We start from the raw sequence: 25,258 nt of genomic DNA, 5'->3' as shown, positions 1-25,258 counted from the left end.
AATACATTATTTTACCATGTTTTGAACAGTTTTTCTCGTTTGGCTATCAACAAATAATATAGTATCTAAATCTGGTGAAGAAATATTAGAATGCTCGTCCATTGCTCGTTCGATTAATTCGTCAATTTCAAGGAATTTAATCTTTTCTTGTAAAAATAGACTTACTGCAGCCTCGTTAGCAGCATTCAAGACAGTCGTCATTGTACCTCCTGCTCGGCCTGCGTCTATCGCAAGCTTTAAGGCGTGGTATCTCTTATAATCCATCTCTTGAAAATGAAGTTTTCCAATTTCCGCTAAATTTAATCGTTGAGCATTTGAACGCTCCAATCGATCTGGATATGACAAGGCATATTGAATTGGTACTCGCATGTCCGGTGTTCCTAATTGAGCTATCACACTCGTATCTTTGAATTCAATCATGGAGTGTATGATGCTTTCTCTATGCAATAAAACCTCAATATCATCATAAGAGATATCAAAAAGAACGTGCGCTTCAATTACTTCAAGGCCTTTGTTCATCATCGTCGCTGAGTCAATTGTGATTTTAGAACCCATCGACCAGTTTGGATGGTTCAATGCTTCTTTTACAGTGACGTTTTTTAAATCTTCGCGTGTACGGTCTCTAAAGCTACCACCTGACGCAGTAATGATTAGTTTAGATACTTCAGATTTTTTCTCTCCATTCATTGCTTGAAAAAGTGCTGAATGCTCGCTATCCACTGGTAATATCGGCACATTATGTTCTTTAGCGGCCCGCATTACTAAATGACCAGCAGTAACTAATGTTTCTTTATTAGCGATCGCTATAGTAATACCTTTATTAATCGCTTCTAAAGTAGGTCTTAAACCTACGCTTCCTAGAACAGCGTTCACTAGAACATCTGCTTTCGTATGAGCAGCCACTTGTATTAAACCTTCATCGCCAAAAACAACTTCTACTTTTGGAAACTCATGTTGAAGTAAAATAGCATCCTCCTCTTTTTGGACAGACACAACCTCTACCTTGAACTCTTTTAGAATCTTTTTTGTTTCTTCTATATTTTTACCAACAGAAAATGCAACTAATTGAAATCTATTTGGATGCTCCCTTATTATATCTAATGTTTGTATCCCGATAGAACCTGTTGCACCTAATAAACTTATTCTTTTACTCATGAAATAATGTCGTCTCCCTTATATAAAATGTAAAAAATGCAATAATGGCAAGACAAAAAGAAGACTGTCGAAACGGTCTAATATACCACCATGCCCAGGAAGAAGATTACCTGAATCTTTTACATTAAAGTGTCTTTTAATACCTGACTCTACTAAATCCCCAAGTTGCCCGAATATAGAGGCTACGATTGTAATCCCTATCAATATTATGTATGAAGATGTAAGCGGGCTGATCGATTGGATAATTAGTGCTGTTACTATTGCCCAAACTATACCCCCAACAAAACCTTCAACCGTCTTATTTGGAGATATTTCTGGCCAAAGCTTTCGTTTACCTAACTTTCTCCCTGTAAAATAAGCTCCAGAATCCGTGGTCCAAACGATTAATAAGGCAAAAATGACATATGCCAAACCACCTTCTATTGCTCGTGTTTCAATAAAGTAATAAAAGCCAATCCCAACATATAACGTACTTAATAGCACAAATGATGCATTTTCGAATGTAAATTTATTTTTCGTTAATACGGTAAATATTAATAAAATGAATACTGCTACGAATATCCATTCGAGCTTTGTATGCCCTGTAAGATTAACTATTTTCTCTGTATATACGGAAGGGAATAATAGTAAGAATAAAAGAAGAATTGATATAATACCTGGAAAACTAATTAAGCTTATACCCTTCATTTTTAATATTTCATATAATCCTATTGCAGCAATCGCATAAATTAGAACAGTAAATACAGGTCCTCCTAGCAGAACAATAGGAAGAAAGAGCGCTAAAGCCACCGCACCCGTGATGATTCTTGTTTTCAATTTGTTTCTTCCTCCTTAATTCCACCATATCTTCTATTACGTTTTTGAAAAGTTTCAATCGCATCTAGTAAACAGCCTTCATCAAAGTCTGGCCATAATGTGTCTGTAAACCAAAATTCAGTATAAGCAAGCTGCCAAAGCATGAAGTTGCTTAATCTAACCTCTCCACTTGTTCTAATAAGTAAGTCCGGTTCGGTCAGGTCCTTTGTCATTAGATAATCATTGAACTTACTTTCTGATATATCTTCTACTGTCATGTTTCCTTTTTGCACATCACTAGCTATTTTCTTTATAGCTTGAACAATTTCATCTCTACTTCCATAATTTAAAGCAAAATTTAATATTAGGCCATTATTATTTGCTGTTTTTTCCATAGCCTTAGTTACTGCCTTTTTAGTATGCTCTGGTAGTAGTTCAATATTACCCATCATTCGTACTTGAACATTTTGTTCAATCAATTCTGGTAAATACGTATTAAGAAATTCCTCAGGCAACCGCATTAAAAATTCAACTTCGACTTTCGGTCTTTTCCAGTTTTCTGTCGAAAATGCATATAGAGTGAGCGTTTTTATTCCAACATCGTTTGCAAACCTCGTTATTTTCTTAACCGTTTGCATTCCTTCATGATGACCCGCGATTCGTGGTAGAGCTCTTTTTTTAGCCCATCTACCATTCCCATCCATTATAATGGCTATATGGTCTGGCAATTGTTCTTTTCGGACATTTTCAATCCGTTCATTTAAACAGTTACTTATCGCTTGATCATTTTTACGCATAAGTTTTTTTAACATGCATTAACCTCCACTTTAAACCTTCTCGAAGCATATATCTTATCATAACAAATAAAGACGAATATAAAAAGGCGTCCTACTAAAAGGACGCCTTCCTCGAATAAAAGTTCAACTGTAAGACTGGCTAGAAGCGCTTAAACTTCTAGAATTTCTTTTTCTTTGTCTTTCGTGATTGCATCAATTTTTTCAATATTTGCATCTGTGATTTTTTGAATTTCTTCAGTATAGCTTCTTAAATCATCTTCTGTGATTTCTCCGGCTTTCTCCAACTTTTTCAAGTCGTCATTTCCATCACGTCGTACGTTACGAATATTTACTTTAGCTTCTTCTGCTTCTTTTTTCACTTGTTTCACTAAGTCTTTACGACGTTCCTCTGTAAGTGCAGGAATAGCGATACGAATTAGGTTACCATCGTTTGTTGGCGTAATCCCTAAATCTGACTTCATAATCGCTTTTTCGATATCTCCTAAAATGGATTTATCATATGGCTGAATCGTTAGTAAACGAGCTTCAGGTGTTGAAATACCAGCCATTTGGTTAATTGGAGTTGGAGCACCGTAATAATCTACAGTTATTTTGTCTAATAATGCTGCACTTGCACGACCAGCACGGATAGAAGCCAATTCTCTTGTATACACTTGAATAGTTTTAGCCATTTTATCTTTTGTTTGCTCTATTACTTGTTTCGGCATTATGAATTCCTCCTAACGACTGTACCGATAGATTCACCTAGGACAGCCTTTTTAATATTTCCGTTCTCCATAATTGAGAATACAATAAGTGCAATATCATTGTCCATACATAGCGTGGACGCTGTTGAGTCCATTACTTGCAGACCTTGTTGAATTACTTCCAAGAAAGACAATTCATCATATTTCACTGCTGTTTTATCCGTCTTAGGATCAGCAGAATACACACCATCTACATTATTCTTAGCCATTAAGATTACATCTGCTTCAATTTCTGCCGCTCTTAAGGCTGCTGTAGTATCAGTCGAGAAGTATGGATTTCCTGTTCCCGCTGCAAAGATTACTACACGTTTTTTCTCCAAATGACGAATAGCTCTTCTTCTTATGTACGGCTCTGCCACTTGACGCATTTCAATGGAAGACTGTACACGAGTTTCAACTCCACATTGCTCTAGAGAATCTTGTAGTGCCAATGAATTCATTACCGTAGCTAACATGCCCATATAGTCAGCATTCGCACGGTCCATACCCATCTCACTTCCAATTTTACCTCTCCAGATATTGCCTCCACCAACTACAACAGCAACCTCTACACCAAGATCCACTACCTCTTTCACTTGCTCAGCTACTGATTTGATAATTTCAGGTGACAATCCGAATCCTTTTTCTCCAGCTAATGCTTCGCCACTTAGTTTTAAAACGATTCTTTTATATGGTGTGCTCATAGATATCCTCCATCTCTTTTCTTGAAAAATAGGGAACACAAATTACGTGCTCCCTAGAGTTTTTCTATAAAATAAGAACTTAAAGTTCTTATTATTAGTTATTTCCTTTAACTTGGCTCATTACTTCTTCAGCAAAGTTGTCTTCACGTTTTTCGATTCCTTCACCAACAGCATAGCGAGTGAATGAAACTAGTTTACCACCAGTTGATTCAACAAAAGCACGTACTTTTTGGTCTGGATTTTTAACGAAAGATTGGTCTAATAAACACACTTCTTCAAAGTATTTACCAAGGCGACCTTCTACCATTTTTGCAACGATATTTTCAGGTTTACCTTCGTTTAATGCTTGTTCAGTTAAAATTTTACGCTCATGCTCTACTTCTTCAGCAGATACTTCATCACGAGAGATATATGATGGGCTTAAAGCTGCGATGTGCATAGCAACATCTTTAGCTGCTTGATCATCAGTAGATCCTTCAAGAACAGTTAGAACACCAATGCGTCCACCCATGTGTAGGTACGGTCCAAAAGCGTCTGCATCTGTTTTTGTTTCAATAACAAAACGACGTAGAGTAATTTTTTCTCCGATTTTTGCTACTGCATTAGAAATAGCATTTTCAACTGTAACGCCTTCTTGAATGTTAGAAGCTAATGCTTCTTCCACTGAAGCAGGTTCAGTAGCTAATAAGTGAGAAGCTACATCTTTAACTAATGTTTGGAATCCTTCGTTTTTAGCAACGAAATCCGTTTCTGCATTCATTTCTAATAATACAGCTTTGTTTCCATCAATATGGATGTAAGTTGTACCTTCAGCTGCGATACGATCAGCTTTTTTAGCTGCAGAAGAAAGACCTTTTTCACGTAAGAAGTCAATTGCTGCTTCTAGGTTTCCGTCTGTTTCAACTAAAGCTTTTTTACAATCCATCATACCTGCGCCAGTTTTTTCACGCAATTCTTTTACCATTTGAGCTGTAACTGCCATTATAAATTCCTCCTAGTACGAATCATGTCGTTTCTCAAAAAAAGGTGATAAGTGGTTTGGCCGCTTATCACCTGTACTTACATGTGTCTTACTCAGCAGCAACTTCAGCTGAAGCTACTTCTGCATCTTCACCTTGTCTTGCTTCAAGTAATGCATCCGCCATTTTAGCAGTTAATAATTTTACTGCGCGGATTGCATCGTCATTTGCAGGGATTACATAGTCGATTTCATCTGGGTCACAGTTAGTATCAACAATTCCTACTAATGGAATGTTCAATTTACGAGCTTCTGCTACTGCAATACGCTCTTTACGTGGGTCAACTACGAACATTACATCTGGAACAGCTTTCATATCACGGATACCGCCTAAGAATTTAACTAGACGTTCGTGTTGTTTTTTAAGTTGAACAACTTCTTTTTTAGGAAGTACAGCGAAAGTACCGTCTTCTTCCATTTTTTCGATTGCTTTTAAGCGTGCAACACGTTTTTGAATAGTACCGAAGTTTGTTAAAGTACCACCTAACCAACGTTGGTTGATGTAGTAGTTACCTGAACGTTCAGCTTCTTCTTTAATAGCTTCTTGAGCTTGTTTTTTAGTTCCAACGAAAAGAACTTTCCCGCCATCTTGACCTACTTGGCGCATGAAATCATAAGCTTCTTCTAATTTTTTCACCGTTTTTTGAAGATCGATGATATAGATTCCGTTACGTTCAACAAAAATGTATTTTTTCATTTTTGGATTCCAACGGCGAGTTTGATGACCGAAGTGTACACCGGCCTCAAGTAGTTGTTTCATAGAGATTACTGACATTTTATTTCCTCCTGGTTTGGTTTAGTCTTCCGCATCCATCATCTGTCATTGGCTACTCTATTTCTAGAGCACCTGCCAAGTTCATCCGTAATGCGTGTGTATTCATACCGTATTGTAATATACCATAGTTATTTTATACTTTCAACTATTTATTACTTAAACTTTAAGAAAAGTTCTACTTCCGTCTTTCCTATTTGAAGCAATTTGGCTATTTCCATTGGACTTTTTCCTTCTTCACTATAATATAGTACCTTCTCTTTCATCGTAACTGGCTGTTTTATTTCTGGCAAACTAGCAGCCTGGACATAGCTATTTGCTACCTTATGTTTGGATACGAGTGGCCTTGAAAGCACAAAGGACGGATCTATATCATTTTTTATAGTAGTAGAAACTTCTTCTTGTGCGGAAGCATGTTCCTTTAGAGGAGGAACAAAACTGTTTTCCTTTAATTCATATAGAAGGCGATCATTTTCATCCTTCATGTCTGCTAGATAAGCACTAAATGATTCTTCTATTTCTTTCATAGTTTGTTCTTGTCTGTCTTCCAAATCTTTATATTTTGATAATTTCATATTTAATAATGCAATGAAATAAAAGCTAATAATTTGGAGAAGAAACAGTGCTATTATAATAATTGTTGTCATTTTTTCTCCTATCCATTATAGTCCACAAAGTTCCCTTTAAAAGGATGTTTTATACTGTTGTTCTCTTGTCCTTTTTTTCTATCTTTCTTCTCTTGCTCATCCTGCTCCTGTTGGTTTCCCTTTGCGTCTGCTTCTATATGATTAGATTTTATAACAGTTTCTCTGTTCTTTTCTATTTGCCTTTCTGTCGCAGCTTGGGCGTTGGCTTGGTTAACTAGGCTTTGCTGCTGCATCTGATCAGCCATTTTCCCTGCATCCACAGTCTTTGGGATAGCTATTTGTAATTCCAAACCTTTAAGACTCATCTGTCAGCCCTCCACACTTTAGGTGTTCATCATTTCATTTACTAATAGCTTCCGAAGCTTAAAAAGTGCCTTAGAATGTATTTGAGATATTCTCGAGGTAGATAAGCCGAGCATCTCCCCGATAACAGTTAGAGTTAATTCTTCTGTATAAAATAAACTTAATACTAATTGCTCATTTTCATTTAAGTGTTGGATTTGATTGACAAGGTCATTAATTAGCTCGTCCTTTACCAGCTTTTGTTCAGGCGTAGTTTGTGTATCGTCTCGGATCACAAAAGATTTGCTATCCATTTCATCCTGATCATGTAATTGTTCATCTATAGACAAAACATTAGAAAAGAAGTGTTCTTGAACAGTCTGATATACATCCTCTAAAGGTATTTCTGCAAAATCGGCCAGTTCTTCTGGTGTCGCATGTCGCATTAGTTTTTGCTCTAATTCTTCTATTTTCTGATCCAGTTTTTTAGCTTTTTCACGAGATGATCTAGGGAGCCAGTCTTCTTTTCTTAGCCCATCTATTATAGCTCCTCTCACCCGGAAGGATGCATATGTATCAAACTTCAAATCTCTAGAAGGATCAAACTTATTTAATGCATCAAATAAGCCCATCATACCAAGGCTCTTGAGCTCATCTCTCGAAACATTTTGAGGTATACCCGCACCTATCCGTTGAACATGATACGTAACTAGTGGAGTATATTTCTTTAGAAGTAAATCGCCCGCTTGAGGATCCTTGCTTTCAGTCCATCTTCTCCAAAGGAGCTGCTCCTCTGTCAAGTTTTGTTTTGACACAAATATCCTCCTTTCGACATTGCATTCTATTATTTATGGATATTATACCAAAATTTCGTATAAAAAGGGGAGACGAAGAAAAATCGCCCCCCACTTAAGATTCCTCATTTATCATATCTTTTATAATTTCAGCATATTCTTTTGAACCGACAACCGTTGTTTGAGAACTTTCCTGGGTAAAAGGTACCTCGACTTCTAATTTTTTCATTCTATCGTCTAGTACATAAGATAAAATTGCACGACCCCCAAAAGTTATAAAAAAAGATAGGATAGCCCACAAAATAATCGGTATAAGAATAATTGCCCCTTCTATAAATGGGTAAGAGAAGAGAAAAAGAATGCTAAATGTTAGCAACGCTATCCAAAAATTAGACATAATCGTTCCAACCATTAAATATTTTTCACCCCTTGGTTAACCGTCCGTACATTTAACAGCTTGGTCAGAGGATCAAACTCAATTGTTCTCCCGCTATTCCCTCCAGTATCTTCTGAAATTATTCGGATGGAGTATTTTTTTAAATATTCTTTTACTGCTTCTACGTTTCTAGGACCTATTCTCATCGTGTCTCTACTGGACGAAAATTGAAACATTTGTGCACCGCCAGCTATTTTAGCTCGTAGTCTATCACTACTTACCCCTTCTTGCTTTAAGAGGTTAATAAGCGCTTGAATACCCGTATCAGCAAACTTGGCCGTATTAATGTTTTCACCTCTACCTAAAGAAGAGTTAGGAAGCATTATATGAACCATACCAGCTATCTGAGATTTATCATCATATAAAACTACTCCAACACAAGACCCCAAGCCTGTGGTCCTTATAATTTGAGGAGCCTTTACAATGTTCATATCAGCAATTCCTACCTTCACCACCGCTGCCATTTGAGCTTGTTCAATCATATTATTCTACTCCTAAGGCTTGAAAGATCGTCTGAAATGATTCTGGATCTGGAAGTAAGAAGAAATGTCCGTGGACACTTTTTCCATTTTCCATTTCTTCTTCATTAATAGCTGTATCAATGACAATAACATAATCACTTATTTGTGAAAGCTCTACAAGACCAAAACTGATGATTGCTCCTACCATATCTACACACAATGCAGGAACAGATGGATATATATTTAGCTTTGTAAAATCAGAGAGAGCCGATAAATAAGAGCCAGATAATATGTTACCTAGTTCTTGAAGAGCAGACGCGCCAATCTCAGTTACTTTAGCCTTTTCAAAATCTATTTGGTCATCTTGAACTAATCTTCGAATAAATTGATTTGCTTGCTCCACAGGTAATACAAAGAACATACTCCCATTGACATCTCCTGCAATTCGAAGATATATTCCTGCCACAACACTTTCTGCCCCGCCAGCTAGCTCCATCATTTCATCGAAGGTCACCATTTCTACCTTAGGAACATTCATATCTATTTTTTTGTTTAATAGCATGGACAGTGCAGTAGCAGCATGAGCTGCTCCAATATTCCCAATTTCTCGTAGGACATCCAGATGGACGGAAGTAATTTGCTTTTCAAACATTAGACTAAGCTCCTGTCTTAATAGGATTTAAAACTAAATCTAGATGCAGTAATATTAATAGACGCTTGTCAATTTTAGTAACACCTGCTATAAAGTCTTGTTCTAATCCTCCAACTACTTCCGGCTGTGGTTCAATGGAATCCTTCGAAATATCTAATACATCATTTGCAGAGTCTACAATTACCCCAACATTCATATCTTCTAAAGAAATAATAATAATTCGAGATGAATCATTTAAATTGCTCTCACCTAAACCAAATCGGCTTTTTAAATCGATAATAGGTGTAACTACACCACGTAAATTAATGACACCCTTTACAAAAGAAGGAGTCTTGGGAACTCTCGTTATATGAATCAGTTTCTCAATTCCTTGTACTTGGCTTACTGGTATTACGTATTCTTTGTCCGCTAATTGAAAAACAACTACTTTTAAGTTTTCTATTTCTAAAGCCTCTGTCATTATTTTTCCCCCTACCTTATTAAAGCGTTACAATCAATTATTAAGGCTACTTTCCCATTTCCTAGAATAGTTGCTCCTGAAATAGCAAATACACTAGACAAGTATGCTCCAAGAGTTTTTAATACAATCTCTTGTTGGCCAATAAATGAATCAACAACTAAGCCAGCCATTTTATCTCCTTTTCTTACAAGCACTACGGAATGAAATTCTTCCTCTAGACGCTCATGAGGAACTTCAAATACTTCTTCTAAGAATACAAGCGGCACAACTTTGCCACGGAAATCGATGACCTTCTGATTGTGAGCATTTAAAATGTCGGAAGAACGAATGATTGCGGTCTCAATAATAGAAGAAAGAGGGACAGCGAAAATTTCTTTTCCTAGTTCCACTAACATGACTGAAATAATAGACAGCGTTAAAGGTAACTGAATAGAAAACAAGGACCCTTGTCCTTCAGTAGAAGAAATCTCAATAGATCCTCCCAATGATTCAATCGTTGTTTTTACTACATCAAGACCTACGCCACGTCCTGATACATCAGAAATAACTTCCGCCGTCGAAAAACCAGATGATAATATTAACTCCGCAACCTGTTTATCACTCATTACCGTTGCGGCCTCTGGTGTAACAATGTTTTTAGCTATTGCTTTTTTCAATACTCTTTCACGACTAATCCCTGCACCATCGTCCTCAATTTCAATAAAGACGTGATTACCACTATGATAAGCTCGAAGTATAACAGTACCCTCTTCCGGTTTACCTTTTGCTTTTCGAATTTCAGGACTTTCAATGCCGTGATCTAAAGAGTTTCTAATAAGATGAACAAGTGGATCTCCAATTTCATCTATTACCGTACGATCTAACTCTGTGTCAGCACCGATAACCTGTAGATTAATCTTTTTGTTCAAGTCTCTTGCCAGCTGTCTAACCATTTTAGGAAATCTATTGAATACTGTATCTACTGGTACCATACGCATTGTGAGAATAATATTCTGTAAATCACCCGTAATTCTTGCCATACGTTCTACAGTTTCCTCTAATTCACTATCATGGAGGTTTTCAGAAATCGATTGAAGCCTACCTCTATCAATTACTAACTCTTCAAACAAGTTCATTAAAATATCTAATCTCTCGATGTTAACCCGGATTGTTTTGTTGCCGTGGGTCTGGTTATTCTTTGTAGCTACTTGTTTATCTCCGGAAGCTTTCACTTCTGTTGTTGGTTTCTCTACTGTCTGTAGTTCTATGACAGTGCTTCCTTCTTTTTCAAAGGCTTCATTTTGTCGTTTCTTTAATTGTTCCAGACTAACCGTGTTTACGATTACTTCCGTAACCTCTGATACTTTCATCAGCTTCTTCTGTACATCAGCTTGCGTCTCCGTCGTAACGAAGGCTACATAGAACTGCTCATCAAAATCCTCATCTTCGAGCTTTTCAACGGAAGGAGAAGATTTAATAACATCTCCCATTTTTTCAAGTAGCTCAAAAACCATATACACGCGGGCAGCTTTAAGCAAGCAATCTTCTCGAAGTTTGATAGATATCTCATATGAAAAATAATTTTGTTCTGCAGATTGCTGTATGACAGTCATTTCATAATCGTCATAAGTTAAATAATTTTCTAGCGAGGTTGAAGAAACATTATTTACAACAGTAGCAGCAACTTCTATTTCTCCGGTTTCAATCATATGAAGCTTTCTTACAGTCTCTTCTACATTCAGTTTTCCATCTCCACCTTCAGCAATGTTAAAGACCATTTCTTCTAGCTGGTCCACCGCTACGAAAACTACGTCAAGAAGCTCTGGAGTAACATTTAAACGGCTATTTCGAATTTCGTCTAGAACGTTCTCCATCTTATGAGTAAGATTAGCTATGTCCTCGTACCCCATTGTTGCAGACATCCCTTTTAATGTATGAGCAGAACGAAAAACTTCATTAACAATAGAAAGATCCTGGGGATTTTTCTCTAGTTCTAGTAAATGATCATTACAAGCCTGTAAATGCTCCTTACTTTCTTCTATAAACATCTCTAAATATTGATTGATATCCATGAACTTAACTCCCCTTTAAGGTAAATACCGTGTGATTGTGTTTGCAATTCTCTCTAAATCTACCACTTCGTTCACTAATTTTGTTTCTACCGCTGCTTTAGGCATGCCATAAACAATACATGTATTCGAGGATTCAGCAATTGTTACTACTTTACCAGCCTCAACTAACCGCTTCAGGCCTTTAGAGCCGTCCGAACCCATACCAGTCATAATGATTACGATTTTATCAAAGTCATTATAGCTGCTATTGTCTTCCAATAGAACGTCCACAGACGGTCTATGTCCTCCTCTAGGAGGCTCTACATCATCCAGTTTTATCGTATAAGCGGTTCCTACTTTTTTTATGCGCATATGATATCCACCTGGAGCTATATACGCATGTCCATTCCGAATAATATCTCCTTCACTTGCTTCCTTTACCTCTATCTCGGATAGTTGGTTTAAACGTTCCGCAAGTGATTTAGTAAATCCAGGAGGCATATGCTGGACAATTAGAACAGGAGCCTTTAAATTCCCTGGTAAATTGGGTAGAACTTCTTGTAAAGCTCGTGGTCCCCCTGTAGAAGTACCGATCAATACCATCTTTTTTTTGTTTAGCAGCCTATGTGTAACAGATTGGTTCATCGCTACCTTTGGCTCTTCTCTTGTTGGTAGTTGTACTTTTTTTAATTTACTTATAGTGATTCTTGAAGCATGTTCTACTTTTTCAACTAATTCATCTTTAATCTTATGTAAATCTAAAGATATGGTGCCACTAGGTTTAGCTACAAAGTCTACTGCACCATATTCCATAGCTAGTAAAGTACTTTCCGTACCCCGTTGAGTAGTACTAGAAAGCATAATGATTGGAACAGGCGAATCAATCATTATTTGTTTTAGGGCTTCTATTCCATTCATCTCTGGCATTTCTACATCCATCGTAATAACATCAGGACGTAGTGTTTTAATTTTTCTAAGGGCATCTGATCCATTTCGGGCTATACCAACTACTTCAATTGTTTTGCTTTCCTTAAAGAAGTCCCCGATTAATTTACGCATAAAAGCTGAATCATCCACGATAAGTAATTTTTTCTTTGGTCCCATCCTACTTACCGCCTCCTTTAAATAAGCTTTTCAATTTATCAATAAACTTACTCGGATTAGAAGGAACTGCTTCCAACTGCTCTTCTGTAAACTTGCTAACAATAGAGGAAAGCTTTTTAGAGATTTCACTTTGCGGATACAAAATGGAAAAAGGTACTTGCTGTTGGACTGCTTTACGTACTGTGGGATCCTCTGGTAAGCTCCCTAGAACAACCACATCCTTTGAAAGGAATTTGGACATAGCCAACTTCAATCTAGCCGTCGTATCTTCTCCTTCTTCTTTTGAAAAAGCTCGATTGCATAAAAGAAAGAAGCTTTTCTGTGGATCTTTAAGATATATATATTTCATCATAGAGTAGGCATCAGTGATTGATGTAGGCTCTGCCGTTGTTATGACGATAATGTCATCTAATGCAACTAACAGGTCTAATGTTTGAGATGTGGCCCCAGCACCCATATCGAATATAATATAATCATAGGACTTTTGAAGGAATTCAAACGCTTCAATTAGCCTTTCAAACATACTGTCCGACCACTCTAAGACTCCATTTAGTCCTGAACCTCCAGATATATATTTCAGTCCGTTTGGTCCATCAAACATGACACTTTCTAATAATTTTTCTCCCACTAAATAATCTTTTAAGTTATGAGGCGCCGATTTTCCAATTAAAATGTGAATATTACCCATTCCAATGTCCATATCGATTAAGACCACTTTTTTCCCTTGCGCACTAAGCATCGATGTGAAGTTTGTAGAAAAATTACTTTTCCCTACGCCCCCCTTTCCGCTAACTACTGCAATAGAACGGCCTAACTGACTATGATTGCGAAGCATTCTCAATCGTAATTCCTCAGCTTGATCTCTCATTATGAATCCCCTTTAATAGCAACTCGACTATTCCATCTTGACTAGCCTCTACAATATCTTCCGGTACTTCTTGCCCGTCTGTATAGTAAGCAAGTCCCTTGTTATATTTAACCATTAAATTAATCATTGAGCCAATAGAATTTGTTTCATCGATTTTAGTAAATATCAATTTTTCAATTGGAAAATCTGTAAATTGCTCTATTATTATTTCCATATCTCTTTCTTTAGAGGTAGAAGAGAGAACAAGAAAAGTTTCCGTGTTGTCCTTAAAATCGATTAACTTTTGTAAGTCCTCTACAAATTTAACTTCTTTATAGTTTCTACCTGCTGTATCGATAAAGACCAGGTCCAACTTCTCAAATTGATGAACAGCTTGTTGGAAGTCTTTTTGACTGTAGACAATTTCGATAGGTGCCTGTAAAAGACCTGCATATGTTTTTAATTGTTCTATTGCAGCAATGCGGTAAGTATCGGTTGTGATAAAACCTACTTTTTTCTTCTTTTCAAGAACTGCACGGGCCGCCATTTTTGCAATTGTCGTTGTTTTACCAACACCCGTGGGCCCTAGCACATTAATAAATTTTCTTTCGTAGGAGATTCCTCCAAATGAAAGGTCACTAAGGATATTATTTAAATAGTTTTTTGTGAAGTGTAATTGTTCTTCAATCGTTTTTTTACCATGCACAAAAAGCTCATCACTTACTCGCGTGATAAGCTCCTCTGCTAGTTCCTGTTGCTTAAGGTGGTGAATAAGTGTATGAAGTTCTTCCGAATATTGTTGTTCCAACTGTGGACGTTGAATCGATTTAACCATATTCTTTATATCTTCTAATTCTTTTTTTATCTCTAAAGTTTGATTAGAATCAGGATCAAGTTGCACAGTCGGTAAATTTGCTGCTTTATTTGAAAGCTCTATACTATCCATTCCAGCTAAAACCTCAATAGATTTCTTTTTAAACATTCCTAGAAAACCTTTTGAGTATACAACCTTAGAACTGAGAATTACTGCTTCGTCTCCTAATTCCTTTCGAATAGCCTTCATTGCTTCAGGCATAGTGGCTGCGATATATTTTTTCATTTTCATTCAACATTCACCACCCCAACGCTTTGTACCTCAATAGATGATTCTAGTTCGTTATACGAAAGAATCGGTATTTGAGGGAAATATCTTTCGGTCATTTGTCTTAAGTACATTCTTACTGCTGGTGAACATAATATTATCGGAGACTGCTCCATCAGAGAAGCTCGTTCCACCTCTCTCGCCATAGATTCCAATATAGCTTGCGAATCAGTAGGATCAATTGAAAGGTAGTTACCATGCTCAGTTTGTTGAATACTATCAGCAACCATTTTCTCTACCTTACCAGACACCGTTAAAACTTTAAGTGTATTACTGTTCCCAGCATATTGAGATGTTATTTGTTTTGCTAAAGCTTGTCTAGTGTATTCAGTTAATATATCGACATCGGATGTCATTTTTGAATAATCTGCAAGTGTTTCGAAAATAATTGGCAAGTTTCTGATTGAAACATGCTCTCTTAGTAAGTTTCCTAGTACCTTTTGAATCTCTCCTATTGTCATTGGAGTTGGAGTCAATTCGTCCACTAGAATTGGAGATGTTTCACGAATATGATCAATGAGCTGCTTCGTCTCTTGTCTACCAAGTAACTCATGGGCATGGTTTCTGATAATTTCTGTCATATGAGTAGAAACAACGCTAGGTGGGTCTACGACTGTATATCCCATAATCTCTGCTTCTTCCTTGACCGCCTCAGTTATCCATTTAGCCGGCAATCCAAAAGAAGGTTCAATAGTATCAATCCCTTCAATCGTATCATCGTCTCCAGGGCTCATAGCAAGATAGTGATCTAACAGCAATTCTCCTCGAGCCATTTCATTCCCTTTTATTTTGATGCGGTACTCATTTGGCTGTAGCTGAATATTATCTCGTATACGTACGACAGGAATTACTATACCGAGCTCTAACGCCAGCTGTCTGCGAATCATTACTACACGATCAAGTAAATCTCCGCCTTGTGCTGTATCAACAAGGGGAATTAGTCCATAGCCAAATTCAAATTCTATAGGATCTACATTTAATAGGTTAATAACATTCTCAGGGCTCTTCATATTATCTGTAGCTGCTTCCTCCTGGAACTCCTCTAGCTCTTCCGGATCCTCTTTTTCTGTTTTACCCATCATGTATGCCCCAATAACTAAAATAGCCGAGATAGGAAAAGTAAGAATCACTCCAATAGGTGTTACGATTCCAAGAAGTGCGATTGTGGCAGCTGCTACATAAAGTAGCTTAGGCTGATTTAATAACTGACCTGTAATATCTCCACCTAAATTACCTTTAGATGCAGCTCTTGTAACTACAATACCTGTAGCAGTCGATATTAGCAGAGCCGGAATCTGGGACACAAGTCCATCCCCAACAGTCATTGTGGAGAATAAAACTGCAGCCTCACCAAAAGGTAGTCCAAACTGAACTACACCGATGATAATACCAAATAGTAAGTTAATAATTACGATAATAATACCAGCGATCGCATCACCCTTTACAAATTTGGTTGCACCATCCATTGCTCCATAAAAGTCGGCTTCTCCACTTACCTTTTCACGTCTTTCTCTTGCTTCCTTCTCCGAAATCATTCCGGCATTTAAGTCAGCGTCAATACTCATTTGTTTACCAGGCATAGCATCCAAGGTAAAACGGGCAGCAACTTCTGATACACGTTCAGCTCCCTTAGTAATTACGATAAATTGGATTATAACTAAAATTGCAAAAACTACTAACCCAACTAACATATTCCCACCTGTAACAAATGTTCCAAACGTTTCTACTACTTTCCCCGCATCCCCTTCAGCTAAAATCGCGCGTGTAGTGGAAACATTAAGCGCAAGTCTAAATAAGGTTACTAATAATAATAATGTTGGGAAGACAGAAAATTGTAATGCCTCTTGCATATTCATTGCCGTCATTAAAATTAAAAGAGCAATAGTAATATTAACAATGATTAAAAAACTCAATAACCAATGAGGAAGAGGTATCACGAGCATAGCCACAATAGAAATTACTGCTGCTAAAACGGATATATCGCGGACTTGCATATACTTCCACCTCAATCTTTAAATTTTTTGTTTAATGCGATACACATAAGCTAATACCTCAGCTACCGCCTTAAAGAATTCATCGGGAATTCGTTGACCAATTTCTACCTGGTCATACATCCCTCTAGCCAGTGGCCGATTTTCAACCATTACCACGTCATTTTCCTTAGCAATCATTTTAATCTTTTGAGCAACGTAATCGGCACCCTTCGCCACTACGATTGGGGCTTCCATTGATTGGTCATCGTACTTTAGTGCAATAGCATAATGAGTAGGATTCGTAATGACAACATCAGCTGTAGGAATTTCCTGCATCATTCGACGCATGGCCATTTCTCTTTGTCTCTGCCGAATACGTGATTTAATAATAGGATCGCCCTCTGAGTTCTTATGTTCGTCTTTTATATCCTGCTTAGACATCTTCAAATTTTTCTCGTAATCAAAGCGCTGATAGAAGAAATCTAAGATCGATATAAACAACAAGACAAGGGAAGCAACAATACCCATCATTCCTGTAAGCCAGCCTATTGTTGATAAGGTGTCCCAAGCAGTTTTGAAGGATAAAGAGAGCACTTGCTCAAGGTTCAACCATAAAATCATCGTTGTAACAGATCCTATAAATGTAATCTTAAGAATGGATTTTAATAGTTCAATGATTGCCCTCATCGAAAAGATTCGCTTAAGTCCCTTTATCGGGTCTATTTTCTTCAAATCAAATTTCAAAGGCTCCGTCGTAAATAACAAGCCAAACTGAAAGAAGTTCGCCGCAACAGCAGCAACTACAGCAACTAACATGATAGGGAGCAAAATCATCGCCATTTCCATTAGCATATCCTTATAAATCTCAATAGCTATGGGGATGGAAATGGAATCCATTAACATATACTTTGTAAAAGTAACATTGAAGAAAGTAAAAATCTCATTTCGTAAAAATCCTGCAAAGAAAAACATAAAGACGAATACTGCTAGTAACACAATGGCACTTGTGACATCCTGACTTTTTAGCACTTGTCCTTTTTTTCGAGAATCCTGTCTTTTTTTAGGAGTAGCCTTTTCTGTCTTTTCTCCTGCGAAGTACTGTAAATCCAATCGGAGCATCAACATATTAGCCACCACCTAAAATTATCATTAAATCTCGCATAGCGATAATCATCATCTCGAATACTTTTTGCATAACAGCCAATAAGACTCCCATCATGACTAATAACACAATAAATGTAACCCCAATTTTTATAGGGAATCCCACTACAAAAATATTTAATTGAGGAACAGTACGAGCTGTTATTCCTAATGCGATGTCTACTAGAAACAGAGTCGCCACGATAGGAATAGACATCTGGAAGGCTACTGCAAAAACCCCCGCAAATGTTTTCATAATGAATTCCACATAATTTTCTTGTCCAAAAGCAAGCCAAGTCGTTTCCATAGGGATAAACTGATAGCTATAAAAAATTCCATCTAAGAGCAAGTGATGACCATTTAAAGCTAACAATAATAAAAGTGCAATAATATTTAAAAATTGTCCTATCAACGGACTTTGGGCTCCAGTTTGAGGGTCTATTACATTGGCAATTGCAAACCCCATTTGGAAGTCGATAAATCCGCCAGCAATTTGAATTGCAGAAAGAATGATATAGGCTAGTAACCCTACAAATAAACCTACCATTACTTCCTTGATGATTAATAATATGTATTCTCCGTTAATTTCAAAAGGACTCACATCCATCGTGTAATACATCATCCATGAAAGAATTACGGCAAAGGCAATTTTATGCGTAGCTGGAATAGTACGATGTGAAAACAGTGGCAATGTAATCATGAACGCTGAAACTCTTGCAATAATTAATAGTAATACAGTTAGGCTAGGTATGATCTCTTCCATTGAACTAACCAATATATCTCACTAAGTTTTCAAAAATATCTGCAGCATAGGAGGTCACTTGTGATAGCATCCATGGTCCAAAAAAGACGATAGCCACTAAAACTGCAATAATTTTAGGAACAAATGCAAGAGTCTGCTCTTGAATCTGCGTTGTTGCTTGAAAGATAGACACTGCAAGACCTGTTATTAAAGCCACTAACAAAAGAGGACCTGATGCAAGAAGAATGACCCAAATGGCTCTTTCTGCAATTGATATTACCATTTCATTACTCAATACAATCAGCTCCTAAAAACTTTGTAGGATGGACTTCATAACTAAATACCATCCGTCCACTAACACAAACAATAAAATCTTAAATGGTAAGGATATCATTACCGGTGGTAACATCATCATCCCCATCGACATTAGGACACTTGCCACAATCATGTCAATTACTAAGAAAGGGATAAAGATCATAAAGCCTATTTGAAAGGCTGTTTTAATTTCACTTAAAGCAAAAGCAGGTACCATTACTGTCAATGGAATATCATCAATCGATTCTGGTCGTTCTGCTTCGGTATACCTTAGAAATAGTTCTAAATCCTTTTGCCTTGTATGTTCACTCATGAACTCCTTAAATGGTCCACTAGCATTTTCATAAGCCTGTTCCAACGTAATCTCTTCATCAAAGAGAGGAGTCAAGGCAGTTTCATTCACTTCCTGGAGTGTTGGTGCCATGATAAAAAACGTTAAGAATAAGGCTAAACCAACTAATACTTGGTTAGGTGGCATTTGTTGGGTTGCTAAAGCTGTACGAACGAAAGATAAAATAATTATAATTCTAGCAAAGGAAGTCATTAATATTAAAATACTCGGTGCCAAAGATAAAACCGTTAGTAAAAGCATTAATTTGATAGAAGTGGAGACATTTGACGGATCGCTGTCCGAGAAGAATTGGACGAAATCATTCATTGTTTTTGCGCTCCTTTGTCTTCCAATCCTTTAATACTTCACTACGGTCTCGTTTTATATCTTCTAACTTCTTTTGAAACGTTTCATTAAATGAAGGATTTTCGTTATTTTTTGCCTTTTGAGTCTTGTTTTTTGTTAGTTTATTCATTAACTCCATAATATAAGGAAGCGTTTGAGCAGTTCCAAGCTTATCCTCATATAGCTTTGTTAACTCTTCTATTTCTTGAGGATCTGTAATTTCTTTCAGTAAATTTATATTTTCTCCAATCCCTACTAAATAGAGAGAGTTGCCAATTTGCATTAACTGAATTGACTTGCCTTGACCAACCCCAACTCCTCCAAGATTATGGATGAGCTGGTTATGCTGGAAACTTCGGTTTCGTTTATTTAAGAAACGTAATAGTCCGTACAATAAAGCAATTACAAATAACAAGGCAAAAATCATTTTAATGTAATCCCAGGCTGTAATAGACACTCCACTTGAATCACCTTCTAGTGGAGTATTTTCTTCCTGGTCTAATTTTTTGTTTTCCTCGGGCTCTGCCTCTGGGGCAGTTCCCTTGTTTATACGTTCAAAATTCTCTTTAATACTTTCATTTGAATCTACAGATGCCTCAGTACCTAACGGAAAAGATATCAATAGAAAACATGCTATACAAATATTTAGGTAAAGCTTCCACATCATTTCTTACCCTATCGCTTTAGAGATTGCTTCAATTACTCGGTCAGCTTGGAATGGCTTTACGATAAAGTCTTTTGCCCCTGCTTGGATGGCATCTATAACCATAGCTTGTTGTCCCATTGCAGAACACATAATAATAGTTGCACTAGGATCTTTTTCTTTAATTTTCTTTAAAGCCTCGATACCGTCCATTTCAGGCATCGTGATATCCATCGTTACTAAATCTGGTTTAAGTTCAGCGTACTTTTCTACAGCTTGTAATCCATCAGCCGCTTCACCTACTACTTCAAAACCATTTTTTGATAAAATATCTTTAATCATCATGCGCATAAATGCAGCATCGTCCACTATTAAAATTCTTTTCGACATAATATGTCTCCTCCATTACTTATCGTAAATTATTAATTCGTTCCGCCTGGCTTAGAATATCTGTAATTCGAACACCAAAGTTCTCATCAATTACTACAACTTCCCCTTTGGCAATATGACGATTGTTTACAAGGATGTCTACAGGCTCTCCGGCTAATTTATCCAATTCTATGATAGAACCACTAGTAAGTTCCAAAATTTCCTTCACCGTTCTTCTAGTACGACCTAATTCTACTGTTACTTGAAGAGGAATATCAAGCAGTAAATTTAAATTTCTAGACTCATTAGGTGTAAGATTTGTTGCTTCAAAGCTAGCAAATTGAGCTTGTTGCACCTCTACAGGTGGTGTATTACTTTGTCTTGGTTGATGCTGAGGTGCTACTGGCTGTTGAACTGGTGGTACAACTGATTGTTGAACTGGTGGTGCCTCATAATAGTCTGGTACGGGAGCAGATACGTGGTGAGTTTCTACTCTTTCCTCATATATCGTTGCTGCTGCCTCTGGCTGAGCATCTTCTCCCCCTCCCAGAAGTGTCTTAACAAGGCTTAAACCAAATTCTAATGGTATAAGCTGCATAATATTAGAATCTATTAAGCTTCCTACTCGTAGTCTAAAAGATATTTTAATAAGTAAGTCATCATTAGGGATCGCTTCCTCCCCTTCCCCTTCGATCAGATTTAAAATATCTATGGAAGGTGGAGAGATATCTACCTTTTTATTGAATACAGTGGACATTGAAGTAGCTGCAGAGCCCATCATTTGGTTCATAGCCTCTTGTACGGCACTTAATTGAATTTCACTCATTTGAGGACTTGGGTCGAACCCGTCCCCACCTAACATCAAATCAGCAATGATTGCTGCGTCTGATTGCTTAATAACTAATAGGTTCATCCCTATTAATCCAGCTGTATATTGAACCTGTACAGCTACATAAGGGTGAGGAAATTCTTCTACTAATTTACTTCTATTAATCATGCTAATATGTGGAGTAGTAATATCCACTTTTTGACCTAATAAGGAAGATAGAGCAGTAGCAGAGCTTCCAAAAGATATATTACCAATTTCACCTAATGTGTCTATAGCAAAAGAATCTAAATAATCTTCAATATTCGTTTTTGAGCTTTCTTTTTCTTCCTTCACATTATCAACCGTTCCACGTAGGAGGGCTTCAATTTCTTCTTGGGAGAGCATATCATCACTCATCATCATCCTCTCCTCCTTTCAAAGTTTCAATTATTTGTACTGCCATTTTCTTTTTAAGCTTACCAGGCTGTGCTTTAAACTTTGGTATATCGCCTACTTTAATCGTAAGAGCATCTTCAACTTTTGCATTTAATTGAATCACATCACCCAACTGAAGATATAAAAGATCTTCCATCGTGATTTCAGTAGAACCTAATTCAGCCACGACTGGTATTTCTGCTGATTTAACACGCTTTTTAAGGACTGCTAATTGTTCTGGTGACACTTCTTTTTTATTCGTTTGCATCCAATAGCGCACAGATAGGTTAGGTACAATTGGTTCTAATACTACATGAGGAATACAAATATTAATCATTCCACTTGTTTCTCCAATAACCGTATTAAACGATATGACAACTACCGTCTCATTTGGCGAAATCATTTGTAGAAATTGCGGGTTTATCTCTAATTCCGTTAAGATTGGATCGATATCCGCTATATTACTCCAAGCTTCTCTTAAATTATCAAAGGATTTTTCAAAGAGATTAGTCATTATCTTTGTTTCTATTTCAGTTAAATTATCTACCTTTGTATGTGTCTGACCCTTCCCTCCCATTAACAGATCCAGCATGGAATATGCGATATTGGGATTTATCTCCATTAGAATGTTGCCTTCTAGAGGAGGAACCTCAAACACGTTAATGAGTGTCATATGAGGAACAGAGCGTATAAACTCTTCAAAAGGAATTTGGTCTACGGACACTACAGATATTTGAACATATGATCTTAACTGGGCAGAAAAAAATGTGGTTAAAAGACGTGCGAAATTTTCATGTATACGTGTCAAACTTCGTATTTGGTCTTTCGAGAAACGCAGAGCTCTCTTAAAATCATAAGTACGAATTTTCTTTGATTCCTGTTCGCTCTTCATTTCGTCCGCTGTCATTTCACCTGTCGAAAGGGCACTTAACAATGCATCTATTTCTGATTGAGATAATATATCTCCTGCCAATCTGCCCACCTCCATTCAAAAAAGTACTTTACTGAATAATATAAGAAGTAATATAAACCTGCTGTACTTCTCCTTCATTCATCAATTCATTTATTTTAGTTTTAAGCGAGGACTCTAAGGTTAGCTTTCCCTGCTTACCTTCTAAATCCTCTGGAGTCATTTCCGAAAGCTCGGTGATCAAAATATTCTTCACTTGGAAATCACGTTTTGTAAGTTCCTCTGCCGCTTTTGTACTATCCGTTTGAACTTTCATAGAAATCCGGATAAATTTGTCGCCTGCTAAATTAGTTGTAATTTCCTGAATGTCCACAGAAGACTCGACAATCTCATCAATAGTAGGTTCGTTAGCTTCTTCACCTTTATTGAATTGAAAATATAGTAAAATTGCAACCACACCTACCAAAGTAAGAGAAACTAAAATAATTAGCATCATTGTTAATAGCTTATTGTTATTCTTCATCCTGTTCACCTCTTAAATAAGGATTCGATAAAATATGTATTTCCTTGTAGAACTGAGCGATTTTTTCATACACATCTTCTCGTGATTCTAACGCCACATATTTATGACCGTTCGTTAGCGTTATCGTAGTATCTGGAAAAGATTCAATCGTCTCTATGTATAATGCATTTAACGAAAACTCTTTACCGTTTAAACGAGTTAAACTAATCATTTATTTAAGGGCCGGGCCATTCAAGGAACGGCCCACCCCTCCCTTACAATCAAACTATTAAACTGAATCTATTTCATATTTTTATTTTAAAGAATAATGTAGAATTGATTTTTGCTTCAGGCTGACGCTTTCCGCGGGGTGAGCGATAAGCCACCACCCATCGCTTGTGCGCGTGGTTGTGATGTCTTATCTGACTCCCTTATCCCGCTGGAGTCGCCGCCTTTCGCTCCAATCAATAACTAGAATATGTTCGTGTTTACTCTGTAAAATGTTATTTATGAAATGGACACTATTGAAGATTATCGTTTTAAGTTAACTAATTCCTCTAAGATTTGGTCTGAAGTTGTGATAATACGAGTATTAGCTTGGAATCCACGTTGTGCTACGATCATGTCTGTGAACTCTTCAGATAAATCAACGTTAGACATTTCTAGGAAGCCTGATTCGATTGACCCTACTCCATTTTGAGCGGCAAAACTGAACATAGGATCCCCTGAGTTACTTGAAGGTGTGTAATAGTTACTGCCCGATTTCTCTAAACCACCCGCGTTTGGAAATTTAGCAGTAATAAGTTTTCCCGCATACTGCAGTTCATTGAATGCATCAACAAAAGTTACAGTACCATCTTGAGATATTGACATACTTTTAGCGTTAGTAGGAATTCGAATGGGTCCTACTGTCCCTGTAAGTGTTCCATCTGGAGCGATGGAATAGTTAGGGGCTGTCCCTGGTACTGCTGGAGTTCCAGTTGTATCAGCATCCTCCATATTTTCACTAAATCCATAAACATACTTTCCTTCTCCATTAACTAAGTAACCATTTGCATCCATATAAAAATTTCCTGCACGAGTGTACTGAAAATTTTGTAATCCTGCTGCCGCTCCTCCAGGCACCGGAGTCGCATTCGTCTCTCCAACAATAAAGAATCCATCTCCAGACAATCCAAGGTCTAGTGTATTACCTGTTGATTGTAGAGAGCCACCAGTATGAATAGTGTCAATTGAAGCTAATTGAGACCCTAAACCTACTTGCTTTGCGTTGACTCCACCTCTATTTTCTGAAGCACCTGAAGCACCAGAAGTAGTCTGCGAAATCAAATCTTTAAAAACAGTACGACCTTTTTTAAATCCGTAAGTATTTACGTTAGAGATGTTGTTACCTATTACGTCTAATTTTGTTTGAAAGTTTTTAAGTCCTGAGATACCTGAGTACATTGAGCGAATCATTGATGAATTTCTCCCTTCGATTTGTGTGCTAGCTTCAATCAGTCCACTGCACATAGCATCCTTTATAGGTCCTGCTATCCTAGCACTATTGTGCCGTCTATATTGGTAAACAATTGATTGTTTGCTTCCTTGCGATCCATTGCAGTGATAACCGTGGCATTTTTTGCGCTTACGATTAAAGCTGCTTGTTCCATCAATACTAATGAGTCCTTGACGCCTTTGGAGCGCGCTTCTGATACTTTGTCACTTACAAGCTGCCACTGCGCATCTGAAATATGAATATTTCTTTCTAGTAATCGCTGATTGGCATGTTTGCTTACCTTTAATTCTGTTTTTACCGTGGCTTCATGTAAATGCTGTAAAAACGCCTGTTTGGGCGGTGTGACTTGCTTAGCTGTTATTGGTTGACGGATACCTGGCTGCAGGGAGACGCGGTTAATAGTAACTTGGTCCATTGCAAGTCTCCG

Annotated in this window: 31 protein-coding genes; all 31 read right to left on the bottom strand. The window is 37.2% G+C overall.

The window, feature by feature from the left end; all coding sequences use genetic code 11:
• Positions 1-6: 6 nt before the first annotated feature.
• On the bottom strand, positions 7-1,155 hold the full coding sequence (gene dxr / locus NSQ95_RS06655) for a 1-deoxy-D-xylulose-5-phosphate reductoisomerase (RefSeq protein WP_342560516.1): 1,149 nt from the start codon (positions 1,153-1,155) through the stop codon (positions 7-9).
• Positions 1,156-1,173: 18 nt separating this feature from the next.
• Entirely contained in the window at positions 1,174-1,971 is a 798-nt protein-coding gene (locus tag NSQ95_RS06650) for a phosphatidate cytidylyltransferase (protein ID WP_169358624.1), read from the bottom strand.
• Positions 1,968-2,762: an isoprenyl transferase gene (locus tag NSQ95_RS06645; RefSeq protein ID WP_169358623.1), complete on the bottom strand. Its 795-nt coding sequence runs from the start codon at positions 2,760-2,762 to the stop codon at positions 1,968-1,970. Before NSQ95_RS06645 ends, NSQ95_RS06650 begins: the two co-directional genes overlap by 4 nt.
• A gap of 134 nt (positions 2,763-2,896) precedes the next feature.
• Positions 2,897-3,454: a ribosome recycling factor gene (gene frr, locus NSQ95_RS06640; RefSeq protein ID WP_169358622.1), complete on the bottom strand. Its 558-nt coding sequence runs from the start codon at positions 3,452-3,454 to the stop codon at positions 2,897-2,899.
• Positions 3,454-4,176, bottom strand: a complete 723-nt coding sequence (pyrH, locus tag NSQ95_RS06635; protein WP_169358621.1) for a UMP kinase — start codon at positions 4,174-4,176, stop codon at positions 3,454-3,456. Before pyrH ends, frr begins: the two co-directional genes overlap by 1 nt.
• 94 nt (positions 4,177-4,270) lie before the next feature.
• Complete coding sequence (gene tsf / locus NSQ95_RS06630) at positions 4,271-5,158, bottom strand: translation elongation factor Ts (RefSeq protein WP_251552892.1); 888 nt, start codon at positions 5,156-5,158, stop codon at positions 4,271-4,273.
• A gap of 88 nt (positions 5,159-5,246) precedes the next feature.
• Entirely contained in the window at positions 5,247-5,969 is a 723-nt protein-coding gene (gene rpsB, locus NSQ95_RS06625; RefSeq protein ID WP_169358619.1) for a 30S ribosomal protein S2, read from the bottom strand.
• A 152-nt stretch (positions 5,970-6,121) separates the two neighbouring features.
• The gene (locus NSQ95_RS06620; RefSeq protein ID WP_342560515.1) at positions 6,122-6,613 is read right to left on the bottom strand and encodes a hypothetical protein; all 492 of its coding nucleotides are present in this window, start codon (positions 6,611-6,613) and stop codon (positions 6,122-6,124) included.
• Positions 6,614-6,621: 8 nt separating this feature from the next.
• Positions 6,622-6,918, bottom strand: a complete 297-nt coding sequence (locus NSQ95_RS06615) for an RNA polymerase subunit sigma (protein WP_169358617.1) — start codon at positions 6,916-6,918, stop codon at positions 6,622-6,624.
• Between the two features lie 18 nt (positions 6,919-6,936).
• Positions 6,937-7,710, bottom strand: a complete 774-nt coding sequence (locus NSQ95_RS06610; RefSeq protein WP_169358616.1) for a FliA/WhiG family RNA polymerase sigma factor — start codon at positions 7,708-7,710, stop codon at positions 6,937-6,939.
• A 94-nt stretch (positions 7,711-7,804) separates the two neighbouring features.
• Positions 7,805-8,101, bottom strand: coding sequence for a hypothetical protein (locus NSQ95_RS06605; protein WP_340884009.1), 297 nt, complete (start codon positions 8,099-8,101; stop codon positions 7,805-7,807).
• Positions 8,101-8,607 carry a chemotaxis protein CheD gene (locus NSQ95_RS06600; RefSeq protein WP_340884010.1) on the bottom strand — a complete coding sequence of 169 codons (507 nt, stop codon included), beginning with the start codon at positions 8,605-8,607 and terminating at the stop codon, positions 8,101-8,103. The genes NSQ95_RS06605 and NSQ95_RS06600 overlap by 1 nt, the downstream gene beginning before the upstream one ends.
• Position 8,608: 1 nt before the next feature.
• A complete protein-coding gene (locus NSQ95_RS06595) occupies positions 8,609-9,238 on the bottom strand; it encodes a chemotaxis protein CheC (RefSeq protein ID WP_342560514.1) in 630 nt (209 codons plus the stop codon).
• A 4-nt stretch (positions 9,239-9,242) separates the two neighbouring features.
• Positions 9,243-9,698 carry a chemotaxis protein CheW gene (locus tag NSQ95_RS06590; RefSeq protein ID WP_340884013.1) on the bottom strand — a complete coding sequence of 152 codons (456 nt, stop codon included), beginning with the start codon at positions 9,696-9,698 and terminating at the stop codon, positions 9,243-9,245.
• Positions 9,699-9,709: 11 nt separating this feature from the next.
• The gene (locus NSQ95_RS06585; protein ID WP_342560513.1) at positions 9,710-11,749 is read right to left on the bottom strand and encodes a chemotaxis protein CheA; all 2,040 of its coding nucleotides are present in this window, start codon (positions 11,747-11,749) and stop codon (positions 9,710-9,712) included.
• Between the two features lie 15 nt (positions 11,750-11,764).
• A complete protein-coding gene (locus tag NSQ95_RS06580; protein WP_340884018.1) occupies positions 11,765-12,832 on the bottom strand; it encodes a chemotaxis response regulator protein-glutamate methylesterase in 1,068 nt (355 codons plus the stop codon).
• A 1-nt stretch (position 12,833) separates the two neighbouring features.
• Positions 12,834-13,700, bottom strand: a complete 867-nt coding sequence (locus NSQ95_RS06575) for a MinD/ParA family protein (RefSeq protein ID WP_342560512.1) — start codon at positions 13,698-13,700, stop codon at positions 12,834-12,836.
• A complete protein-coding gene (gene flhF / locus NSQ95_RS06570; RefSeq protein WP_342560511.1) occupies positions 13,684-14,784 on the bottom strand; it encodes a flagellar biosynthesis protein FlhF in 1,101 nt (366 codons plus the stop codon). Before flhF ends, NSQ95_RS06575 begins: the two co-directional genes overlap by 17 nt.
• Positions 14,781-16,814 carry a flagellar biosynthesis protein FlhA gene (flhA, locus tag NSQ95_RS06565; protein ID WP_340884026.1) on the bottom strand — a complete coding sequence of 678 codons (2,034 nt, stop codon included), beginning with the start codon at positions 16,812-16,814 and terminating at the stop codon, positions 14,781-14,783. The genes flhF and flhA overlap by 4 nt, the downstream gene beginning before the upstream one ends.
• A gap of 18 nt (positions 16,815-16,832) precedes the next feature.
• Entirely contained in the window at positions 16,833-17,918 is a 1,086-nt protein-coding gene (flhB, locus tag NSQ95_RS06560; RefSeq protein ID WP_340884029.1) for a flagellar biosynthesis protein FlhB, read from the bottom strand.
• Position 17,919: 1 nt separating this feature from the next.
• Positions 17,920-18,696, bottom strand: coding sequence for a flagellar biosynthetic protein FliR (fliR, locus tag NSQ95_RS06555; RefSeq protein ID WP_298471196.1), 777 nt, complete (start codon positions 18,694-18,696; stop codon positions 17,920-17,922).
• A 4-nt stretch (positions 18,697-18,700) separates the two neighbouring features.
• Complete coding sequence (gene fliQ / locus NSQ95_RS06550) at positions 18,701-18,970, bottom strand: flagellar biosynthesis protein FliQ (protein ID WP_144538065.1); 270 nt, start codon at positions 18,968-18,970, stop codon at positions 18,701-18,703.
• A 12-nt stretch (positions 18,971-18,982) separates the two neighbouring features.
• Positions 18,983-19,648 carry a flagellar type III secretion system pore protein FliP gene (gene fliP, locus NSQ95_RS06545; RefSeq protein ID WP_340884032.1) on the bottom strand — a complete coding sequence of 222 codons (666 nt, stop codon included), beginning with the start codon at positions 19,646-19,648 and terminating at the stop codon, positions 18,983-18,985.
• Positions 19,641-20,288, bottom strand: a complete 648-nt coding sequence (locus NSQ95_RS06540; protein WP_342560510.1) for a flagellar biosynthetic protein FliO — start codon at positions 20,286-20,288, stop codon at positions 19,641-19,643. The genes fliP and NSQ95_RS06540 overlap by 8 nt, the downstream gene beginning before the upstream one ends.
• 48 nt (positions 20,289-20,336) lie before the next feature.
• Complete coding sequence (locus tag NSQ95_RS06535; RefSeq protein ID WP_340884036.1) at positions 20,337-20,699, bottom strand: response regulator; 363 nt, start codon at positions 20,697-20,699, stop codon at positions 20,337-20,339.
• Positions 20,700-20,718: 19 nt separating this feature from the next.
• Positions 20,719-21,903 carry a flagellar motor switch phosphatase FliY gene (gene fliY / locus NSQ95_RS06530; protein WP_342560790.1) on the bottom strand — a complete coding sequence of 395 codons (1,185 nt, stop codon included), beginning with the start codon at positions 21,901-21,903 and terminating at the stop codon, positions 20,719-20,721.
• Positions 21,896-22,894, bottom strand: coding sequence for a flagellar motor switch protein FliM (gene fliM, locus NSQ95_RS06525; protein WP_169358603.1), 999 nt, complete (start codon positions 22,892-22,894; stop codon positions 21,896-21,898). Before fliM ends, fliY begins: the two co-directional genes overlap by 8 nt.
• 28 nt (positions 22,895-22,922) lie before the next feature.
• Complete coding sequence (fliL, locus tag NSQ95_RS06520; RefSeq protein WP_169358602.1) at positions 22,923-23,354, bottom strand: flagellar basal body-associated protein FliL; 432 nt, start codon at positions 23,352-23,354, stop codon at positions 22,923-22,925.
• Complete coding sequence (locus NSQ95_RS06515; protein WP_169358601.1) at positions 23,344-23,565, bottom strand: flagellar FlbD family protein; 222 nt, start codon at positions 23,563-23,565, stop codon at positions 23,344-23,346. The genes fliL and NSQ95_RS06515 overlap by 11 nt, the downstream gene beginning before the upstream one ends.
• 299 nt (positions 23,566-23,864) lie before the next feature.
• Positions 23,865-24,791 (bottom strand): flagellar basal body rod protein FlgG, encoded by a 927-nt coding sequence (flgG, locus tag NSQ95_RS06510; protein WP_340884042.1) that lies wholly within the window; start codon positions 24,789-24,791, stop codon positions 23,865-23,867.
• A 74-nt stretch (positions 24,792-24,865) separates the two neighbouring features.
• On the bottom strand, positions 24,866-25,246 hold the full coding sequence (locus tag NSQ95_RS06505; protein ID WP_340884045.1) for a TIGR02530 family flagellar biosynthesis protein: 381 nt from the start codon (positions 25,244-25,246) through the stop codon (positions 24,866-24,868).
• Between the last annotated feature and the right edge of the window lie 12 nt (positions 25,247-25,258).

This window comes from Psychrobacillus sp. FSL W7-1457 (assembly GCF_038593405.1).
GTDB lineage: Bacteria > Bacillota > Bacilli > Bacillales_A > Planococcaceae > Psychrobacillus.
This window is presented reverse-complemented; position numbering and strand designations above follow the sequence as displayed.

Coding starts and splice junctions, on each gene's coding strand:
- NSQ95_RS06585 (WP_342560513.1), bottom strand. CDS start 11,749: ATGGATATCAATCAATATTTAGAGATGTTTATAGAAGAAAGTAAGGAG.
- NSQ95_RS06515 (WP_169358601.1), bottom strand. CDS start 23,565: ATGATTAGTTTAACTCGTTTAAACGGTAAAGAGTTTTCGTTAAATGCA.
- dxr (WP_342560516.1), bottom strand. CDS start 1,155: ATGAGTAAAAGAATAAGTTTATTAGGTGCAACAGGTTCTATCGGGATA.
- NSQ95_RS06620 (WP_342560515.1), bottom strand. CDS start 6,613: ATGACAACAATTATTATAATAGCACTGTTTCTTCTCCAAATTATTAGC.
- NSQ95_RS06535 (WP_340884036.1), bottom strand. CDS start 20,699: ATGTCGAAAAGAATTTTAATAGTGGACGATGCTGCATTTATGCGCATG.
- NSQ95_RS06595 (WP_342560514.1), bottom strand. CDS start 9,238: ATGTTTGAAAAGCAAATTACTTCCGTCCATCTGGATGTCCTACGAGAA.
- flhA (WP_340884026.1), bottom strand. CDS start 16,814: ATGCAAGTCCGCGATATATCCGTTTTAGCAGCAGTAATTTCTATTGTG.
- pyrH (WP_169358621.1), bottom strand. CDS start 4,176: ATGAGCACACCATATAAAAGAATCGTTTTAAAACTAAGTGGCGAAGCA.
- flgG (WP_340884042.1), bottom strand. CDS start 24,791: ATGATTCGCTCAATGTACTCAGGTATCTCAGGACTTAAAAACTTTCAA.
- NSQ95_RS06605 (WP_340884009.1), bottom strand. CDS start 8,101: ATGGTTGGAACGATTATGTCTAATTTTTGGATAGCGTTGCTAACATTT.
- frr (WP_169358622.1), bottom strand. CDS start 3,454: ATGCCGAAACAAGTAATAGAGCAAACAAAAGATAAAATGGCTAAAACT.
- rpsB (WP_169358619.1), bottom strand. CDS start 5,969: ATGTCAGTAATCTCTATGAAACAACTACTTGAGGCCGGTGTACACTTC.
- NSQ95_RS06580 (WP_340884018.1), bottom strand. CDS start 12,832: ATGGGACCAAAGAAAAAATTACTTATCGTGGATGATTCAGCTTTTATG.
- NSQ95_RS06575 (WP_342560512.1), bottom strand. CDS start 13,700: ATGAGAGATCAAGCTGAGGAATTACGATTGAGAATGCTTCGCAATCAT.
- fliY (WP_342560790.1), bottom strand. CDS start 21,903: ATGAGTGATGATATGCTCTCCCAAGAAGAAATTGAAGCCCTCCTACGT.
- NSQ95_RS06590 (WP_340884013.1), bottom strand. CDS start 9,698: ATGACAGAGGCTTTAGAAATAGAAAACTTAAAAGTAGTTGTTTTTCAA.
- NSQ95_RS06600 (WP_340884010.1), bottom strand. CDS start 8,607: ATGATTGAACAAGCTCAAATGGCAGCGGTGGTGAAGGTAGGAATTGCT.
- fliP (WP_340884032.1), bottom strand. CDS start 19,648: ATGAATGATTTCGTCCAATTCTTCTCGGACAGCGATCCGTCAAATGTC.
- flhB (WP_340884029.1), bottom strand. CDS start 17,918: ATGTTGATGCTCCGATTGGATTTACAGTACTTCGCAGGAGAAAAGACA.
- flhF (WP_342560511.1), bottom strand. CDS start 14,784: ATGAAAATGAAAAAATATATCGCAGCCACTATGCCTGAAGCAATGAAG.
- NSQ95_RS06615 (WP_169358617.1), bottom strand. CDS start 6,918: ATGAGTCTTAAAGGTTTGGAATTACAAATAGCTATCCCAAAGACTGTG.
- NSQ95_RS06505 (WP_340884045.1), bottom strand. CDS start 25,246: ATGGACCAAGTTACTATTAACCGCGTCTCCCTGCAGCCAGGTATCCGT.
- tsf (WP_251552892.1), bottom strand. CDS start 5,158: ATGGCAGTTACAGCTCAAATGGTAAAAGAATTGCGTGAAAAAACTGGC.
- NSQ95_RS06645 (WP_169358623.1), bottom strand. CDS start 2,762: ATGTTAAAAAAACTTATGCGTAAAAATGATCAAGCGATAAGTAACTGT.
- fliR (WP_298471196.1), bottom strand. CDS start 18,696: ATGGAAGAGATCATACCTAGCCTAACTGTATTACTATTAATTATTGCA.
- fliL (WP_169358602.1), bottom strand. CDS start 23,354: ATGAAGAATAACAATAAGCTATTAACAATGATGCTAATTATTTTAGTT.